This window comes from Streptomyces sp. NPDC096132 (assembly GCF_044763345.1).
Classification (GTDB): domain Bacteria; phylum Actinomycetota; class Actinomycetes; order Streptomycetales; family Streptomycetaceae; genus Streptomyces.
Genome location: NZ_JBIWGA010000001.1, coordinates 974,397 through 991,194 on the forward strand (window position 1 = coordinate 974,397; position 16,798 = coordinate 991,194).

The following is a 16,798-nucleotide window of genomic DNA, read 5'->3' on the forward strand; positions in this document are numbered from 1 at the left end:
CCCGGTCATGTGCCGGGCGCTGCCCCTAGCGCCCGATGAATTGCGGGCCCTGCGGCGGTAGCTGGAAGGCACCCTCCGGGTAGGCGTTTCCATGCGTCGGGAGGTTGTTCGGGTAGCCGTAGGCCGGCTGGGGCTGCTGTGGGGGGACCGCCGCCGTGGGCTGCTCCGGGGGGAGGGGCTGGGAGAGGCTCGGGGAGGGCGGGAGCGGGGCCGGGTCCGCGGTGTCGGCCGCCTCCCCCGACTCGTCCACCGAGATGCCGAAGTCGGTCGCCAGGCCCTTGAGGCCGTTGGAGTAGCCCTCGCCCAGGGCGCGGAACTTCCAGCCCTCGCCGCGGCGGTACAGCTCCCCGCAGATCAGGGCGGTCTCCTCGCCCGTCTCGGGACGAATGTCGAACGTGGCGATGGCCTCGCCCTCGGTCGTCGCGTCGTACAGCAGGATGCTGAGGGAACGTACGCGGTCGAAGGTGACGCCGTCCGCCGAAGCGACCAGGAGAATCTGGCTGACGCCGGGCTCGACACCGGCCAGATCTGTCTGGATGGTGTCGGTGAGGCCCTCGGCGACCCGTTTCTTGCCGAGCCGCCAGACCTTCCCGGCAGGGTGCCGGGGCTGGTTGTAGAAGACGAAGTCCTCGTCGGAGCGCACGCGGCCGTCGGGGCCGAGGAGCAGCGCGGAGGCGTCGACGTCCGGAACTCCCTGCCCGGGCGTCCAGCGCAGCACAGCGCGTACCGTTGTTGTCTTGAGCGGGACGTTGGACCCCTTCAGCATCGCGTGCGTCATGCGGTCATCCTGCCCTCTCGGTCCTGATCACGACAACGTGGGGTACACGGACACACAGGCGAACCCACACGGGCGAGTTACCTGAAATTCATGCCCGGAGGGAACCCCTGACATGGACTTCTACGTACTATTACCGGCCACCTCTTGTGGAATCCACAGCCTGACCTTGCAGCACGGGGGAGATCTATGCGTCATTTCGGGCACCTCGCCCCTGAGGTGCGTCAGCGCCTCTTCCACCGGGAGCCGTGCGTCTTCGACACGGCCGCCCCGGCCAGGCTGCTCTCCGCGGCCCTGGGCGCCACGCTCTACAGCCCGGCCACGCGGCCGCGGCTGGCCGACGACATCGTCAAGCAGACCGGGCGCGGCGTGGTCTCGATGGTGCTGTGCCTGGAGGACTCCATCGGCGACGAGGACGTCCTGGCGGGCGAGGAGAACCTCGTCCGGCAGTTCGCCGACCTCGCGGGGCGTACGGACGTAGAGGTGCCGCTGCTCTTCATCCGGGTGCGCACGCCCGAGCAGATCCCCGACCTGGTGCGGCGGCTCGGAGCCACCGCGCACCTGCTGAGCGGATTCGTGTTCCCGAAGTTCACCGAGGAGCGCGGCATCCCCTTCCTGGAGGCCCTCGCCTCCGCCGAGCACGCGAGCGGGCACCGCCTGTTCGGCATGCCCGTCCTGGAGACGCCCGAGCTGATGTACCGGGAGTCCCGGGTGGACGCCCTGGAGGGCATCGCCCGCGCCGTCGACAAGTACCGGGGCCGCGTGCTGGCGCTGCGGCTCGGCGTGACCGACTTCTGTTCCTCGTACGGCCTGCGCCGCGCCCCCGACATGACCGCCTACGACGTCCAGATCGTCGCCTCCGTGATCGCCGACGTGGTGAACATGCTGGGCCGCGCCGACGGCACCGGGTTCACCGTGACCGGGCCGGTGTGGGAGTACTTCCGGGTCCCGGAGCGCATGTTCAAGCCGATGCTGCGGCACAGCCCCTTCCTGGAGGGGCAGGCCGTGGAGTTGCGCGAGAAGCTTATTGAGCACGCCATGGACGGGCTGCTGCGCGAGATCTCCCTCGACCAGGCCAACGGCCTGCTCGGCAAGACCTGCATCCACCCCTCCCATGTGCCGGCCGTGCACGCGCTGTCCGTCGTCAGTCACGAGGAGTACAGCGACGCGGCGGACATCCTGCGGCCGGAACGCGGCGGTGGGGGTGTCCTCAGGTCCCAGTACACGAACAAGATGAACGAGGTGAAGCCGCACCGCGCCTGGGCCGAGCGGACCATGCTGCGCGCCGAGGTCTTCGGTGTGGCCAACGAGGACGTCAGCTTCGTCGACCTGCTCGCCGCCGGCATACCCGGCTAACTCGCCTCACTACCTAGGGACGCATGAACAACGCAGTGAACAACGGGGTCTGGTCAGGGAGCTGGGTTGCCGAGCGGCTCGGCGTCGAGCTCGTGGGGGACGACACGCTGAAGGACCTGCTGGGGCTGGCACTGCGCCGCAACCCCAAGCGGGCGCATCTGCTGGTCTCCAACGTGCTGGGCAAGCACGTCCCGCAGTCGCCGTCCGTCGTCTACGGCCAGGGTTTCGCCCTCGGCCGCCGGGTGCGCGAACTGCTCGGCGCCGAGGCGGCGCGGGCGGTCGTCCTCGGCTACGCGGAGACCGCCACCGGCCTCGGCCACTCCGTCGCCGACGGCCTCGGCACCGCGCCCTACCTGCACTCCACCCGCCGCCCGGTCTCGGGCGTCGCGGCGGCGGGCGGCTTCGAGGAGTCCCACTCCCACGCCACCTCCCACCTCCTCCTCCCGGAGGACCCGGCCCTGCTGGTCGGAGACGGCCCCCTGGTCCTGGTCGACGACGAGTTCTCCACCGGCAACACGGTCCTGAACACGATCAGGGATCTTCACGAGCGTTATCCGCGCGGACGGTACGTGGTCGTCGCCCTGGTCGACATGCGCTCACCGACGGACGCGGGCCGCCTGGGGGCATTCGCCCGCGAGATCGGCGCGAGGGTGGACCTGGTGGCAGCGGCATCGGGCACCGTGCGACTCCCGGAGGGCGTCCTGGAAAAGGGCCAGGACTTGGTAGCAAGGCACGAGTCCACCCACCTAGGGGCGCGGGGCCGTGCTGAATCTGCGGCTACCGCCGCGTGGGCGCGACCAGCCCCCACCGGCGGACAGCCGACACACCACCGAGTCGACCTGCACTGGCCCCCCGGCCTCCCCGACGGCGGTCGCCACGGCTTCACCCCCGAGCACCGAATACAGCTGAACGCCGCCCTCCCCGCGATGGCCGCCCGCCTGGCAGAGGCACTCCCCAAGGACGCGCACCGCGTGCACATCCTCGGCTTCGAAGAGCTCATGTACGCCCCCCTGCGCCTCGCTCAAGAGCTGGAGCACATGGTGGACGCGGAAGTCCGCTACTCCACCACCACCCGCTCACCGGTCCTCGCCGTCGACGACCCCGGATACGCGATCCGCAGCCGAATCGTTTTCCCCGCGCACGACGAGCCCGCCGACGGCCCCGGCGAGCGTTATGCCTATAACGTCGCCGGTGGCGGCTTCGACGCCGTGATCGCGGTCGTCGACTCGGTCGCCGACACCGCCGACCTGCACGCCCCCGACGGCCTCCTGGCCCAGCTCGCCGCGCACACCCCGCACGTGGTCCTCGCGGTCGTACCGTCGTACGTCCCCGAGCCGCTGTACGCAGCCGCACTGCCCGAAAAGAGAGACGCCATGCTGCCCGAGCCCCTCCGCGGCCCCGCCTTCTCCTCGTACCCGCCCGAGGAGGTCGGCTGGCTGCTCCAGGACCTCTCGGACGTGACGCTGGAGGCGCCGACCGAGGAGCGGGAGGAGGCCATCCAGAGCGGCGGAGCGCACTACGCGGAGTCGCTGCCCGTCGAGTACCAGCCGAGCGAGCAGTACCAGGAGCTGTTCCACGCGGCCCTGGAGACCTCGGCGGCGCGTATCGCGCAGGCGGTGGGCGTGGTGACGGAGACGGTGATCGCCGAGCGGTCGCCGCGGCCGGTGCTGGTCTCGCTCGCCCGTGCCGGCACCCCCGTCGGGGTGCTGATGCGCCGCTGGGCGCAGCACCGGTACGGTCTCGACCTGCCGCACTACGCGGTGTCGATCGTGCGCGGCCGGGGCATCGACGCCAACGCGCTGCGCTGGCTGGCCGCCCACCACGACCCGCGGGACGTGGTGTTCGTGGACGGCTGGACCGGCAAGGGTGCCATCACCCGGGAACTGGCGGCGGCGATCGAGGAGTTCGAGGCGGCGGGCGGCGCGGCCGGCTTCGACCCGGAGATCGCGGTGCTGGCCGACCCGGGCTCGTGCGTACGGACGTACGGCACCCGGGACGACTTCCTGATCCCGTCGGCGTGTCTCAACTCGACCGTGTCGGGGCTGATCTCACGGACCGTGCTGCGGGCCGACCTGGTCGGGCCGGACGACTTCCACGGAGCGAAGTTCTATCGGGAGCTCGCCGGCGCCGATGTGTCCGTGGCCTTCCTGGACGCCGTCGCCGCCCGCTTCCCGGAGGTCGCGGAGGCGGTGGCCGGCGCGGTGAAGGAGCTGCTCGCCAGTGACCGCACGCCGACCTGGGAGGGCTGGGCGGCCGTCGAGCGGATCAGCGAGGAGTACGGCATCCACGACGTGAACCTGGTCAAGCCGGGCGTCGGCGAGACCACCCGGGTGCTGCTGCGCCGGGTGCCGTGGAAGATCCTGGCGCGGGCCGGGGCGGGCGCCGACCTGGACCACGTACGACTGCTCGCGGAACAGAGAGGGGTGCCCGTGGAGGAGGTCGGCGATCTGCCGTACACCTGTGTGGGGCTGATCCACCCGAAGTACACGCGCGGGGCGACCGGCGCCGACGGCAAGGCGGTGGCGGTCTGATGCCGGTGCTGGTGGCGAGCGACCTCGACCGTACGCTCATCTACTCCTCGGCCGCGCTGGCGCTGACGATGCCGGACGCGCGGGCGCCGCGGCTGCTGTGCGTGGAGGTACACGAAAGCAAACCGCTGTCCTTCATGACGGAGACGGCGGCCGGGCTGCTCGCCGACCTCGGGGACACGGCGGTGTTCGTGCCGACGACCACCCGGACGCGCAAGCAATACCTGCGGATCAATCTCCCCGGCCCGGCCCCCAAGTACGCGATCACCGCCAACGGCGGCCATCTCCTCGTCGACGGAGTCTCCGACCCGGACTGGCACGCGGGGGTGACCGCGCTGCTGGCGGAGCAGTGCGCGCCGCTGGAGGAGGTCCGGGAGTACCTGGAGGCCACCGCCGACCCGCTCTGGGTGCGCAAGCACCGGATCGCCGAAGACCTGTTCGCCTACCTCGTCGTGGAGCGTGAGCTGCTGCCCGAGGAGTGGGTGAAGGAGCTGGGGGCCTGGGCGGAGAACCGGGGCTGGACGGTGTCGCTGCAGGGCCGCAAGATCTACGCCGTGCCGAAGCCGCTGACCAAGAGCGCGGCCGTGCGCGAGGTGGCCCGCCGCACCGGCGCCGAGCTGACGCTGGCCGCCGGTGACTCCCTGCTCGACGCCGACCTGCTGCTGGCCGGCGACCGCGGCTGGCGGCCCGGGCACGGCGAGCTCGCGGACACCGAGTGGACGGCTCCGGGGATCACCGCCCTGCCCGAGCGGGGTGTGCTGGCCGGTGAGCGGATCCTGCGGGAGTTCCTGAAGACGTCCAGAGGCCCCGTGTAGCCCTCAACGACTTCCAGGGGTCCCGGTAGCCGTTCAACGACTTCCGGAGGCCCCGGTAGCTGTCAGGAGCAGCAGCCTCCGCCGCAGCAACCGCCTCCGCCCCCGCCCCCCGACCTGGGCGCGGGGGCGTTCGCCGTGCCGCCGACGGACACCGTGGACAGAAGCTTCACGGAGTTCTCATGTCCGGCCGGACAGGCCGCCGGTGCGGAGGACTCGGCCATGGGACGGCTCAGTTCGAACGTGTTGCCGCAGGTCCGGCAGCGGTACTCGTAGCGAGGCATGCCGACAGGCTAATCCCCATATGCCCGGAAGCGCGGCCCAGAGTTTTGGCTGTGTTCGCTTCTGTCGTTTTCTTATGTGGAGACTTTGCGAAGAGCGCTGGTAATTTAAGGTGCCGCGACGACCCGCGAGGTCGGGGGGATTCAGGGTTTGCAGCCGCGTCCACGGCAACCATGTCAAACCCTCGTACGTCTGTACGTCTACCTGTGCGAGCAACACGAAAGTGCGGAGGGAGACGCGTAGTGACCCAGGTGGGGCAGGGGGAGGAGCCCCAAGAGCCGGACGCCACCATGCAGTTGAAGGTCCCCGCCTCTTTCCGGGCGGACGAGACCATGCAGCTGCGAATGTCGGACATACCTAATGTGCCCGACACGTCCGTAAGTCCCGAGAAAGCGCGTTCTTCGAAAAATCGACGCAAAGCCCCCCGGCCCCCCCTCTTTGCCCGAATATCCGCGGCTCTGGGTTCGCGTCTGGCGCCCCTCGTGGCCGTCCTGGGTCCGTATGTGGCTCGTGTCACTCCCTACGCCCGCAAGCTGCGCCCGCAGTACCCGCGCCCGGGCCGTACCGACTGGCGGCGCTGGATACCCTCCTGGCGGCAGTGCCTGGGCGGCTTCCTCGCCTCCCTGGGCCTCAGCAGCCTCTTCCTCGTCGTCGCCTACGCGGCCACCGACATCCCGGAGAACCTCAACTCGTACGCCACCCAGCAGGACAACGTGTACTTCTGGGCCGACGGCACGCCCATGGCCCGCACCGGCTGGGTGCAGCGGCAGGCGATGCCGCTGAAGGACATCCCGGAGGACGTCCGCTGGGCGGTCCTCGCGGCCGAGAACGCGAGCTTCTACAGCGACCCCGGCATCTCCTTCAAGGGCATCTCCCGCGCCCTGTTCCGCACGATCGGCCAGGGCGACACCCAGGGCGGCTCCACGATCACCCAGCAGTACGTCAAGAACGTCTACCTCAATCAGGAACAGACGGTCAGCCGCAAGTTCACCGAGGCGATGATCTCGCTCAAGCTGGACAACCAGATGAGCAAGGACGACATCCTCGAGGGCTACCTCAACACCAGCTGGTTCGGCCGTGGCGCCTACAGCATCCAGCGCGCGGCCCAGGCCTACTACGGCAAGGACGTCGGCGAACTCAACGCCAGCGAGGCCGCGTTCCTCGCCTCCCTCCTCAAGGGCGCGGGCCTGTACGACCCGACCATCAGCAACGCCAACCGTGCCCGGGCCGTGGAGCGCTGGGAGTGGACCCTGGACCGGATGGTCGAGATCGGCAAGCTGACGAAGGCCGAGCGCGCCAAGTACACCAAGTTCCCCGAGCCGTTGAAGAGCAACCCGCTGTACGACACCGGTGAGCAGAGCGACTACCTGGTGGAACTCGCCTCCCAGTACGCCAAGAAGACCGCGGGCATCTCCGACAAGGACTTCGACCTGGGCGGCTACCAGATCTACACGACCTTCGACAAGAAGCGTGAGGGCCAGCTCACCGAGGCCGTGACCAAGGCCCGCAAGCAGGCCCTCAAGGACGAGCCGAAGAAGGCGAAGAGCGCGCACTACGGCGCCGCGTCGGTGGCCTCCGACGGACGGATCCTCGCCGTCTACGGCGGCCCCGACCACCGTACGCAGGGCTACAACGAGTCCAACGCCACCACCGTCCAGGCCGGCACCGCCTTCCTGCCGTTCGTGTACGCCGCCGGGCTGGAGAACGGCATCCACAAGACCCGTGACGGGGACACCACCCAGGTCACCGGGGAGTCCCTCTACAACGGCGACAACAAGGTGCTGCTGACCACCCCCGAGGGCTACTACTGGGACCGCAACGGCAAGCGGGTCGCCGCCGAGAACGACGGGGAGAGGTCCTACGGGCAGATCTCCCTGCACCGGGCGCTGGAGCTGTCGGTGAACACGCCGTTCATGCAGCTCGGCATGGACACCGGCCTGGACAAGGTGCGCGCGACCGCGGAGGACTCGGGCTTCCTGTCGTCCAGCATCGGCGCCCAGGTGCCCGCCCTGTCCCTGGGCAGCTCCACGCCCAGTGCGATCCGGATGGCGAGCGGCTACTCCACCTTCGCCGCCGACGGCAGGCACACCGAGCCGTACTCGGTGCGGAAGATCACCAGGAACGGCTCCAAGGTCGCCATGGACACCCCCGCCGCGCGCCGGGCGGTGCGCGCCGAGGTGGCCCAGGAGGTCACCAGCGCGCTCCAGGACTCCTTCCGCGCCGCGCACCCGTCCGACGTGCCCGCGGGGCAGCAGGCGGCCACCGCGTCCGGGGCCGACTCGTCCACGCCGGCCGGCAAGGCCGGGACCACCGACAAGGACACCGCCGCCTGGTACGTCGGCACCGCCGAGAAGGTGTCCACGGCGGTCGTCGTCTACCGCATCGACCTCACCAAGAGCCTGGAACCACTGCCACTGGAGGGCATCGCCGGCACCACCGACGACAGCGTCCCGTACGGCATCTGGTCAGGTGCCATGAGCCCGCTCGGCTGACCACCGAACGGGCCCCGTGTCCCCAACCTCCGGAGAATGAGCCGCACATGAAGTCACCGTCGGGCCGCCGCCGCAAGGCCGCGGCACCGCGCCGCACCACCGCCGCGCACCCTGGGTTCCTCACCCTCGCGGCGCTGCTCGTAGTCGCCTCCCTGGTGGGCGGCTACCTGGTGCTCAACCGCACGGCCAACACGGAGCCGACCGCTTCCTCGGGGGAGAAGAAGACGTCGGTGAAGGCCAGCAAGGAGCCGGAGTGGGACGGCAAGACCCACGTCCTGGGGGACGGCTCCACCTCGTACACCGGTCCGCAGACGGGGCAGTTGAAGGCGGAACCGCTCAAGCCGGGTGAGAAGCCGCCGCAGTTCGTGGTCCTCTCCTGGGACGGCGCGCTGGCGGGCGACGACGGGCTCTTCGAGCACTACCGGGAGATGGCCAAGAAGTACAACGCCCACATGACCTTCTTCCTCACCGGCATCTATCTGCTGCCCAAGAGCAAGAAGGACCTGTACTCCCCGCCGATGCACCCTCAGGGCTCGGCGGCGATCAGCTTCCCCACCGACGAGCACATCCGCACCACGCTGGAGGAGCTTGGCGAGGCGTGGGAGGAGGGCAACGAGATAGGCACCCACTTCAACGGGCACTTCTGCGGCGCCAAGGGCGGGAAGGACTGGAGCGTCGCCCAGTGGAAGAGCGAGATCGACCAGTTCTACGAGTTCGTCGAGAACTGGAAGACCAACACGGGCTACAAGGACATGGACCCGCTGCCCTTCGACTTCAAGAAGGAGGTCACCGGTGGCCGGGCACCCTGCCTGGAGGGGCAGACGAACCTGATCAAGGCCGCCAAGAGCTACGGCTGGCGCTACGACGCGTCCAACCCGGGCGGCTTCCAGGTCTGGCCGTCGAAGAAGGACGGCCTCTGGGACTTCCCGCTGCAGGGGCTCCCGTACGGCGACATCCAGGCCCTGTCCATGGACTTCAACTTCCTCTACAACCAGACCGGCGGCGAGACCGAGGGCGACCCGGCCAAGCAGCCCGAGTGGCAGCAGCAGACCATCGACGCCTACATGGCGGGCTTCAACCGGGTGTACTACGGCAGCCGGGCCCCGATGTTCATCGGCAACCACTTCGAGAACTGGAACGGCGGCATCTACATGAAGGCCGTCGACCACGTCATCGAGAACGTGTGCACCAAGAAGGACGTCAAGTGCGTGTCCTTCAAGGAGTTGGCCGACTGGATGGACGTGCAGTCCCCCGCGACGCTGGAGCGGCTGCGCAGCCTCGACCCGGCGCAGGATCCGGACTGGTCGACCGTCGTCAAGTGACCTGGCTGGGCGCGGCGGTGAAGTAACCAAACCTCAACCGCAACCCCCTTCACAAGAGCCACACACGCCGTGCAAAGATGCCCTCCCCGGCATCCCTCCGCCGGGGCAAGAGGGGAAACATCAGTGAAGTCAAGGAAATTGAGCCGTACGCGGCGTCGTGCCGCCATATTCGGGGCGGCCGCCGCCTCGGTCGTCGCGGGAGCGGCGCTGCTGCCCAACTGGTCCGCCGGTGCCGCGGTCGTCGACGACCCGACGGTGGACGCGCAGACCAAGGCCACCTTCCAGCGGCTGGCGGACGCGGTCTTCACCGATCGCACCGACGCCCTGGTCACCGGCAAGCAGGGCGACCGTGAGAAGCCGCTGACCAACGGCTTCTCCGGCGACGTCAAGCTGTCCTCGGGCACCGCCCGCACCGAGGACGCCACCCTGTCCTCCCTGGGACAGCGCAAGGACAAGCTGGCGAAGGCCGGCGAGCAGTACAGCAAGGCCTCCACCGTCGTCACCCTGAACGCCACGCGCGTGACGGGCCGTACGGCCAAGGCCGCGGTCACCGAGACCACGACCCTGACCTACGCGAAGGCCACGGCCGGCCAGCCGAAGACCACGGGGTTCCAGGCTCAGCACGAGCTGACCTTCAAGGCCGACCGGCGCGGCAACTGGCAGCTCACCGACGTCGAGGACACCGACCAGGGTGGCCTCGCGGTGAACACGCTCTCCAAGCCGACGTCCGTCAAGGCCACCACGGCGGACGACACCATGCCGAACGCCGCGCGCGCGGCGACCACGCGCAACCCGGTCGCGGTCCCCAAGACCGGCACCACGTACGACTACAAGGCCATGGCGGCCTACGCCGAGAAGTACGTGTACACCTACAACAAGGACTACCCGGACTTCAACGGCCACGGCGCCGGCGGCGACTGCACCAACTTCGTCAGCCAGTCCCTGAAGGCGGGCGGCTGGAAGCACGTCCCCGGCTACGTGTACGACTACACCAAGTGGTTCGGCAACGCCGACATCCAGTCGGACTCGTTCATCGGCGTCAACGAGTGGTCGTGGTTCGCCCAGAACTCCAAGCGGACCACCGCGCTGGCGAACGTCTACCAGCTCGAGGTCGGTGACGTCCTCCAGATGGACTTCGACCGTGACGGGTCCAAGGACCACACGATGATCGTCACGTACAAGAGCGGCGGCGTCCCGTACGTCACCTACCACTCCAACAACACGCTCCGCAGGTCGGTGGCGAGCCTCGTCGCGTCGTACCCGAACGCGTACTACTACGCCTACCGCACCTGATCCGACGGCGGGGGCCAGTTCTCCCGCAGCTCACGCTGACGGTCCCGCTCCTCCGCCAGGTCGGGGTGGCGGGCCCGCCAGTACGGGTTGTCGTGCGGCAGGGCGGAACCGACCCTGCCGTACATCCCGAAGACCATCAGCAGGATCCCGATCACGAAGCTGAGCATGCAGTTCTGGATCTTGAAGGCCAGGAAGTTGTAGTCCGTCTCCAGCAGGGCCATGTTCAGGAAGCCGCTGAGGATGAACAGGATGCCGAAGGTCATGTTCAGCGTGGACGCGAAGTTCCCGCCGATCACCATGCCCACGAACAGCAGCAGCCCGACACCGATCGAGAGCCAGCTGAGCGCGCCGTTGGTGTTCAGGCTCCAGACCTCGTCCCCGCCGGTGTCGAAGAAGCCGATCTCGTCGATGACGCCGAAGATCCCGAAGACGACGAGGCCCAGGCCCATCAGCCCGGCCCCGATCCGGTAGACCAGGTTCAGCCTGTGGTCGACGGGCAGGTGGTCGTCGATCCTGATCCGTCGCCGGGTGTGCAGTGCGTGTGCGGCCATCTCCGCCTCCTTGTGCGTGGACGTGCCGACGGAGGCCTGTACGTACCCCCCAATATCCGCCCGCCCGGCTCCGGCGGCAAACGTCAGTGGCCCGCCCCGCGCTCCTCACGGATCCGCGCGACCACACCGGCCACCGTCTCCCGGATCCCCTCGGTCTCGGTGAGGAAGTGCCAGTAGTCGGGGTGGCGGCCCTCCAGGGTGCCGATCGCCCGCTCCAGCCGGGCCACCGACTCGTCCAGCGGACGCGCGTGCCGGGGGTCCGGTGTGTTGCGCCCGGCCATGGCCAGCCGCTGCGCGTCCCGGATCGCGAACCGGGTCCGGTCTATCTCCTGCCGCGGATCCTTCTGCACGGCGTTGAGCCGGGTCAGCCGGTCACCGGCGGCGGAGACCGCCTCGTCGGTGGTGTTCAGCAGCGCCCGCGCCGTGGACAGCAGCGAGGTGGCGTCCGGCCAGCGCTGGGTGTCCCGCGCGGTCTGCGCCTCCCGCAGCTTCGCCTCCGCCTGCCGTACGTTCTCCACGGCCTGCTCGGGCACCCGCTGGAGGTCCTGCCAGCAGGCCGCCGTGAACCGGCGCCGCAGCTCGCTCAGGATCGGATCCACCTGCCCGGAGCGGGTCGTCAGCGCCTGGGCGCGGGTGCGCAGCGACACCAGCCGGTGGTCGATCTCCGCGGCCCTCTCCGGCAGCCGCTCGGCCTCCGCGCGGACCGCCTCCGCCTCCCGGGAGACCCGCTCGGCCCGCTCCAGCGTCTGCGGCACCCCGTGCTGCCCCGCACCCTGGTTCAGCCTGGTCAGTTCGGGCCCGAGGGCGGCCAGCCGGGCGGCCAGGTCGTCCGCCTTCAGCCCGGTCCGCCGTACGGCGTCCAGCGCGTTCGACGCGGCCAGCAGCGCCTGCCGGGCCCGCTCCACGGCGGGCGCCAGCCGGGCCAGCTGCGTCTCGGCCTTCCCGAGCAGCGGGCCGAGCCCCTCGGTGAAACGATCCAGCTCCTTCTTGACGTTGCCCAGTTCGTCCTTGGCCCGGGTCAGCTCGGTACGCGCCCGGGCGGCCGCGGAGGCCTCCAGGTCGTCCCGGTCGAGGTCATGGGCGTCGACCGCGTCGATGTACCGGCTGCTGGCCTCGTCGATGCGCCGGCCGATCGCCTCGAAGTCGGAGACCGCGCGCCGGGCCGCCGGGCTGTCGTCGACCGCCGTGATCGTCTCGATGGAGATCCGCAGATCCCGCTGGGCGGTGTCCAGCTCGTAGAACGCGGCCGCCGCCGCGTCCTTCGCGGCCTGCGCCTCGGCCCGCTGGCCCTCCGCCCGGCCGCCGAACCAGCGCCGGGTGCCACCGCCCGCGAACGCGGCGGGCAGCGCGAGCGCGACGACGAGCGGCAGCGCGAGCAGGGCGAGGGTGTCCTTGACGGTGCCCTTCACAGCGTGACGGCGTGCGCGCGGCACCAACGGCGAGTACGGCTGCGGTGGTGTCGCCGTCACATCCCTCTCCCGTGCTGTGATTCGCCTGACCGGTGTTCATTCTCCCACCGGTTAGTGACGAACACACGGGCCGGTCAGTTCGCCGTCCGGACGGTGACTTTCCCGTCGTACGGTCCGTGCGGGCCATGGCGGTCTCCGGGTTTGCGGGGCACCCTCCCGGGCAAGGTAGGCTGTCGACTCGTTCTGGGTGCGTAGCTCAGGGGTAGAGCGCCTGCCTTACAAGCAGGATGTCGGCGGTTCGAAACCGTCCGCGCCCACCAGGAACACGCAAGGGCCTCCGGAGGGATCCGGGGGCCTTTCGCATGTGCGGATCTTGGGTGCCTCTAGGATGTCCGCTGTGAACGGACTGTGGCGGCGGGCGGTGTGCGTGCTCGGGCTCCTCGTGGGCCTGCTCGGCATGCACGGCCTGGCGCCCGGGGGAGTGGCCTCCGCCCACGCGGAGACCCGGCCCATGGTGGCCGTCGCGTCCGCCGAGGCCCACGACGGCTGCTCCGGCGGCGAGGGCCACTGCGGCGGCGGACACGTCCGGCACGCCGACGCGACCTGTGCCTCGGCCGCGGTGAGCGGCGGACCGGTGCTGCCCGCGCTGGTGGCCGACCCCGCGCCCGTGCCCGTACCGGACGACACCGTGTGTCCGTACGCGGGTGCGGCCCCCGACGGCGCTCGCGCGCCACCCTCCCTGGCGGAACTCCAACTCCTGCGGATCTAGACACCGCTTCGCGCACCGCGCGCCCGCACGACGGGCCGGCGTGGTGCGCCGACGTGTCCGATCACCCTTTTCTCCACAGGAGTTCCCGCATGACCAGCACCCCCCGCAGCCCGTTCCGCCGTGCCGCCCTGGCGGCGGCGGTGGCGACCGCAGCGCTCGTCCTCTCCGCGTGCGGAGGTGACGCCGAGTCGGCTTCCTCCGGGTCGGCCTCCTCGGGTTCGTCCTCCTCGGACGACCGGCACAACGCCCAGGACGTCACCTTCGCGCAGGGCATGATCCCGCACCACCGGCAGGCCCTGGAGATGGCGGAACTCGCCGCCGACCGCGCCTCCTCCGCCGAGGTCAAGGACCTCGCCGCCCGCATCGAGAAGGCCCAGGACCCGGAGATCGAGAAGATGACCGGCTGGCTGAAGGCCTGGGGCGAGGACGTGCCCGAGGAGGGCGAGTCGATGGGCGAGTCGATGCCGGGCATGGACCACTCCGGCGGTTCCGGCATGGCCGGGATGATGGGCGACGCCGAGATGCAGCAGCTGGAGAAGGCCTCCGGCGCGGCCTTCGACACCGCGTTCCTGACCATGATGGTCGAGCACCACGAGGGCGCCGTCGAGATGGCGAGGACGGAGCAGTCCAAGGGCGGTTACCAGCCCGCCAAGAAGACGGCCGGTGACATCGTCACCGGCCAGACCGCCGAGATCACGGAGATGAACGAGCTCCTCGGCAAGAGCAGCTAGGGCCTGTCCGGCGGATCAAGTCGCAGGAAAGCGACGGCGCCTGGTGGGCGCCGGTGAGCGGGGCGTGGTGCGTCCAACTGCAAGGCGGAGGAGGGAGTCGACGCGGAGCGTCGGGGACCGACGACAACGCGGCAGGTGGGCGTGCCACGCCCCGCGTCTGCGGCATGATCCGCCGGGCAGGCTCTAGCGCTCCTCGCCGGGTGGGGGCTCGTGCGCGTGCTTCAGGCGTGTGCGGGCCTCCACCCGGTCCTCGCTCGCGACCTCCGTCCAGAAGCGGTGGCAGCTCACGAACACGGCGAGCTCGTGCTCGCGCCGCCGGAGCTTCTCCACCTCGGCCTGCTCGTCGGCCGTCCAGCCCGGGGACGCGGGGCGCTCGATCTTGCGCCAGCCCCCGGCGTCGCTGAATCCGTCCAGGGGCTCCACCGACCAGGGGAGCCGCTTCAGCAGGGCCGACAGCTCGGCCCGGACCTGATGCAGCTCCTCCTGACCGGCGCGCAGGTCGCTGGGAAAGTCATAGGTCTTAGCCACACGACAATGCTACGCCTGTTCGATTTTGGGAGGCGAGCTCCTATGGGGTGTTCGTGTGAACATACGTTCGATGGGAGTGTTCAGGAGTCCGCCGCGCGACTGCGCTCCAGGATCGTGACGCCCATCCGGTCCGTGCTCTCCACGTCCGCGTTGAGACGGTGGACCACCACCCAGCTGCCGTCCGGCATCGCCCCGGCGAACAGGGAGACATGGCGCGTCCCACCGTTGTGCCAGCGCAGGGGCCCGGCCGTCTGCCAGCTCGGCGCGGGCTCCCCCAGCCGGCGCTCCACCAGCAGCCGCACCACCAGGTCCGCCACCGCACGGGGAGTGGCCCACAGGCCGCCCGCCGGCAGGATCGCGCCGTCCATCGTCCACGGTCTGCGCGACCCGCCGAAGCGCCCGGGAGCCCGCAGCCGCCGGTCCGGATCCGGGTGCGCGGTCACCTCCGTGAGGTCCAGCGGGCGCAGCACGTGCTCGGCCACCAGCTCCTCGTACGGCATCCCGGACGCGGCGGCGGTCAGGGCCGCGCCGAGGACGGCGTAGCCGAAGTTGGAGTACTCCTCCTCCCGGCCCGGGGGGCGGGTGGCGAGCGTGTCGAGCCGGGGGAGCAGGGCGCGCAGCGCGGCGCGGTCGAACGCGGCGTACGGGTCCCGGGGCGGGAGGCGGCCCGGTGGCAGCCGGGGGAGGCCCGAGGTGTGGCGGGCCAGGTGGAGGAGGGTGATCCCGGTCGCGGGGGCCTCGGGCAGCCACCGTTCGACGGGGTCGTCCAGGGAGAGCGTCCCGGCCGCTGCCATCCGGGTCAGCACCGTGCCGGTGACGGCCTTGGTCAGCGAGGCGATCTGGACGTAACGGTCGAGGGCGTGCCCGTCGGCGAGCGCCGGCGGGGTCGCGTGGGTCAGGACACAGGTCGGGACGCGTCAGCGCACGGGCGGCCGCCTCACTTGCCGGCGGCGGACGGCACCGCGCACGCGGGCGTGCCGCCGGGCAGCCGGTGACGGTTGCGGGACACCCACCGGTAGACCACCCGGGCGCAGTCGCGCACGCCGGGGAGCCGGACGACGGCCGCGAGCAGGCGGTACGCCGTCGAGGGCGAGGTCGCCAGGTAGCGGGCCAGCGCGTCCGCCCCGCCCGCCAGGACCGTGTCGCCGCGCAGCAGCAGGACCTCCCGGTCGAGGCGTTCGAGGTGCGGTGCGGTCGCCCCGGCGGGCAGGAACTGCCAGGGCACCGCTTCCCACGTCGGCGCCGCGAGCGCCCGGACACGGTCGACGGAGGTCTGGCAGAAGCCGCAGTCACCGTCGTAGGCGAGGACGGGGGGTGCGGAGCCACGCATGGGGGGTCCCTTCGGGCCGGGCCGGCAGTTCCTCGGGTCAACCATTCCAGCTCGCGGACCCGCTGTCAGACCCTCGCTCTACGGTGGGGGCATGGATGCCATCGGTGTGGAGCAGGTGCGGCTGGTGCCCTGGGCGGAGGGCGACTTCTGGCTGCTGCGGCGGAACAACAGTCCCGAGATGACCGAGCACCTCGGCGGGCCGGAGACCGAGGAGAAGCTCGCCGACCGCCACCGACGGTATGTCGAGCTGTCCTCCGGCCGCATGTACCGGGTCGTCCTCGCGGACGGCGGGGAGACCGTCGGGTCGATCGGCTACTGGGAGTGCGAGTGGCGGGGCGGCAAGGTGTGGGAGACGGGCTGGGGGACCCTGCCCGAGTTCCAGGGGAGAGGCCTTGCCGCCCAGGCCGCGCGGGCGGTCGTGGCCGTCGTACGGCAGGAGGCCGGCCACGGCGGTCACCCGGCGCTGCACGCCTTCCCCAAGGCGGACAACGCCGCCTCCAACGGGGTGTGCCGCAAAGCCGGCTTCACCCTGCTCGGAGAGGTCGACCTCGAGTACCCGAAGGGGAACCCGATCATATCCAACGACTGGTACGTCGACCTGCGCACAGCGAAGGCGTGAG

The 16,798-nt window shown here is 70.5% G+C and carries 16 protein-coding genes and 1 tRNA gene; 10 read left to right on the top strand and 7 right to left on the bottom strand.

The features are described 5' to 3' along the window. Positions 1-25: 25 nt before the first annotated feature. Complete coding sequence (locus tag ACIRF9_RS04200; protein WP_403815938.1) at positions 26-778, bottom strand: TerD family protein; 753 nt, start codon at positions 776-778, stop codon at positions 26-28. Positions 779-964: 186 nt separating this feature from the next. Between ACIRF9_RS04200 and ACIRF9_RS04205 the strand changes: the two genes are divergently transcribed. The 3 genes from ACIRF9_RS04205 to ACIRF9_RS04215 are packed head-to-tail and all read left to right on the top strand — an operon-like array spanning position 965 to position 5,474. Beyond that, complete coding sequence (locus ACIRF9_RS04205) at positions 965-2,131, top strand: HpcH/HpaI aldolase/citrate lyase family protein (RefSeq protein ID WP_403815941.1); 1,167 nt, start codon at positions 965-967, stop codon at positions 2,129-2,131. A 23-nt stretch (positions 2,132-2,154) separates the two neighbouring features. After that, the gene (locus ACIRF9_RS04210) at positions 2,155-4,662 is read left to right on the top strand and encodes a phosphoribosyltransferase (RefSeq protein WP_403815944.1); all 2,508 of its coding nucleotides are present in this window, start codon (positions 2,155-2,157) and stop codon (positions 4,660-4,662) included. After that, positions 4,662-5,474, top strand: a complete 813-nt coding sequence (locus ACIRF9_RS04215) for an HAD family hydrolase (protein ID WP_403815947.1) — start codon at positions 4,662-4,664, stop codon at positions 5,472-5,474. The genes ACIRF9_RS04210 and ACIRF9_RS04215 overlap by 1 nt, the downstream gene beginning before the upstream one ends. A gap of 62 nt (positions 5,475-5,536) precedes the next feature. Here ACIRF9_RS04215 and ACIRF9_RS04220 read toward each other — a convergent pair whose 3' ends face one another. Beyond that, positions 5,537-5,755, bottom strand: coding sequence for a zinc ribbon domain-containing protein (locus ACIRF9_RS04220; RefSeq protein WP_403815949.1), 219 nt, complete (start codon positions 5,753-5,755; stop codon positions 5,537-5,539). A gap of 288 nt (positions 5,756-6,043) precedes the next feature. Here ACIRF9_RS04220 and ACIRF9_RS04225 point away from each other — a divergent pair, with 288 nt between their 5' ends. The 3 genes from ACIRF9_RS04225 to ACIRF9_RS04235 all read left to right on the top strand — a co-directional run bounded on the left by ACIRF9_RS04225 (position 6,044) and on the right by ACIRF9_RS04235 (position 10,860). Further along, positions 6,044-8,245, top strand: coding sequence for a transglycosylase domain-containing protein (locus tag ACIRF9_RS04225; protein WP_403816134.1), 2,202 nt, complete (start codon positions 6,044-6,046; stop codon positions 8,243-8,245). Positions 8,246-8,292: 47 nt separating this feature from the next. Next, on the top strand, positions 8,293-9,567 hold the full coding sequence (locus ACIRF9_RS04230) for a hypothetical protein (protein ID WP_403815952.1): 1,275 nt from the start codon (positions 8,293-8,295) through the stop codon (positions 9,565-9,567). 138 nt (positions 9,568-9,705) lie between these two features. Beyond that, the gene (locus ACIRF9_RS04235; RefSeq protein ID WP_403815955.1) at positions 9,706-10,860 is read left to right on the top strand and encodes an amidase domain-containing protein; all 1,155 of its coding nucleotides are present in this window, start codon (positions 9,706-9,708) and stop codon (positions 10,858-10,860) included. Here ACIRF9_RS04235 and ACIRF9_RS04240 read toward each other — a convergent pair. After that, on the bottom strand, positions 10,848-11,411 hold the full coding sequence (locus ACIRF9_RS04240; protein WP_403815958.1) for a DUF4383 domain-containing protein: 564 nt from the start codon (positions 11,409-11,411) through the stop codon (positions 10,848-10,850). The genes ACIRF9_RS04235 and ACIRF9_RS04240 overlap by 13 nt on opposite strands. Before the next feature lie 83 nt (positions 11,412-11,494). Beyond that, positions 11,495-12,880 (bottom strand): hypothetical protein, encoded by a 1,386-nt coding sequence (locus ACIRF9_RS04245; protein WP_403815959.1) that lies wholly within the window; start codon positions 12,878-12,880, stop codon positions 11,495-11,497. A gap of 185 nt (positions 12,881-13,065) precedes the next feature. Between ACIRF9_RS04245 and ACIRF9_RS04250 the strand changes: the two genes are divergently transcribed. From ACIRF9_RS04250 to ACIRF9_RS04260, 3 genes are all read left to right on the top strand, one after another. Further along, positions 13,066-13,140: transfer RNA gene (locus ACIRF9_RS04250), tRNA-Val, on the top strand. Positions 13,141-13,208: 68 nt separating this feature from the next. Continuing rightward, a complete protein-coding gene (locus ACIRF9_RS04255) occupies positions 13,209-13,589 on the top strand; it encodes a DUF6153 family protein (RefSeq protein ID WP_403815962.1) in 381 nt (126 codons plus the stop codon). A gap of 89 nt (positions 13,590-13,678) precedes the next feature. Beyond that, positions 13,679-14,320, top strand: a complete 642-nt coding sequence (locus ACIRF9_RS04260; protein WP_403815965.1) for a DUF305 domain-containing protein — start codon at positions 13,679-13,681, stop codon at positions 14,318-14,320. A 183-nt stretch (positions 14,321-14,503) separates the two neighbouring features. Here ACIRF9_RS04260 and ACIRF9_RS04265 read toward each other — a convergent pair whose 3' ends face one another. The 3 genes from ACIRF9_RS04265 to ACIRF9_RS04275 all read right to left on the bottom strand — a co-directional run bounded on the left by ACIRF9_RS04265 (position 14,504) and on the right by ACIRF9_RS04275 (position 16,178). Beyond that, complete coding sequence (locus tag ACIRF9_RS04265) at positions 14,504-14,848, bottom strand: hypothetical protein (RefSeq protein ID WP_403815967.1); 345 nt, start codon at positions 14,846-14,848, stop codon at positions 14,504-14,506. Positions 14,849-14,928: 80 nt separating this feature from the next. Then, complete coding sequence (locus ACIRF9_RS04270; RefSeq protein ID WP_403816136.1) at positions 14,929-15,747, bottom strand: serine hydrolase domain-containing protein; 819 nt, start codon at positions 15,745-15,747, stop codon at positions 14,929-14,931. Between the two features lie 38 nt (positions 15,748-15,785). Further along, positions 15,786-16,178 (bottom strand): thiol-disulfide oxidoreductase DCC family protein, encoded by a 393-nt coding sequence (locus ACIRF9_RS04275; RefSeq protein ID WP_403815970.1) that lies wholly within the window; start codon positions 16,176-16,178, stop codon positions 15,786-15,788. A 91-nt stretch (positions 16,179-16,269) separates the two neighbouring features. Between ACIRF9_RS04275 and ACIRF9_RS04280 the strand changes: the two genes are divergently transcribed. Then, a complete protein-coding gene (locus tag ACIRF9_RS04280) occupies positions 16,270-16,797 on the top strand; it encodes a GNAT family N-acetyltransferase (RefSeq protein WP_403815973.1) in 528 nt (175 codons plus the stop codon). The last annotated feature ends 1 nt before the right edge of the window (position 16,798 follow it).

What these genes read in the sequence shown, in the direction of transcription:
- ACIRF9_RS04200 (WP_403815938.1), bottom strand. Translation starts at nt 778, where the DNA reads ATGACGCACGCGATGCTGAAGGGGTCCAACGTCCCGCTCAAGACAACA.
- ACIRF9_RS04280 (WP_403815973.1), top strand. Translation starts at nt 16,270, where the DNA reads ATGGATGCCATCGGTGTGGAGCAGGTGCGGCTGGTGCCCTGGGCGGAG.
- ACIRF9_RS04225 (WP_403816134.1), top strand. Translation starts at nt 6,044, where the DNA reads ATGCAGTTGAAGGTCCCCGCCTCTTTCCGGGCGGACGAGACCATGCAG.
- ACIRF9_RS04240 (WP_403815958.1), bottom strand. Translation starts at nt 11,411, where the DNA reads ATGGCCGCACACGCACTGCACACCCGGCGACGGATCAGGATCGACGAC.
- ACIRF9_RS04255 (WP_403815962.1), top strand. Translation starts at nt 13,209, where the DNA reads ATGTCCGCTGTGAACGGACTGTGGCGGCGGGCGGTGTGCGTGCTCGGG.
- ACIRF9_RS04220 (WP_403815949.1), bottom strand. Translation starts at nt 5,755, where the DNA reads ATGCCTCGCTACGAGTACCGCTGCCGGACCTGCGGCAACACGTTCGAA.
- ACIRF9_RS04260 (WP_403815965.1), top strand. Translation starts at nt 13,679, where the DNA reads ATGACCAGCACCCCCCGCAGCCCGTTCCGCCGTGCCGCCCTGGCGGCG.
- ACIRF9_RS04215 (WP_403815947.1), top strand. Translation starts at nt 4,662, where the DNA reads ATGCCGGTGCTGGTGGCGAGCGACCTCGACCGTACGCTCATCTACTCC.
- ACIRF9_RS04205 (WP_403815941.1), top strand. Translation starts at nt 965, where the DNA reads ATGCGTCATTTCGGGCACCTCGCCCCTGAGGTGCGTCAGCGCCTCTTC.
- ACIRF9_RS04275 (WP_403815970.1), bottom strand. Translation starts at nt 16,178, where the DNA reads ATGCGTGGCTCCGCACCCCCCGTCCTCGCCTACGACGGTGACTGCGGC.
- ACIRF9_RS04230 (WP_403815952.1), top strand. Translation starts at nt 8,293, where the DNA reads ATGAAGTCACCGTCGGGCCGCCGCCGCAAGGCCGCGGCACCGCGCCGC.
- ACIRF9_RS04210 (WP_403815944.1), top strand. Translation starts at nt 2,155, where the DNA reads ATGAACAACGCAGTGAACAACGGGGTCTGGTCAGGGAGCTGGGTTGCC.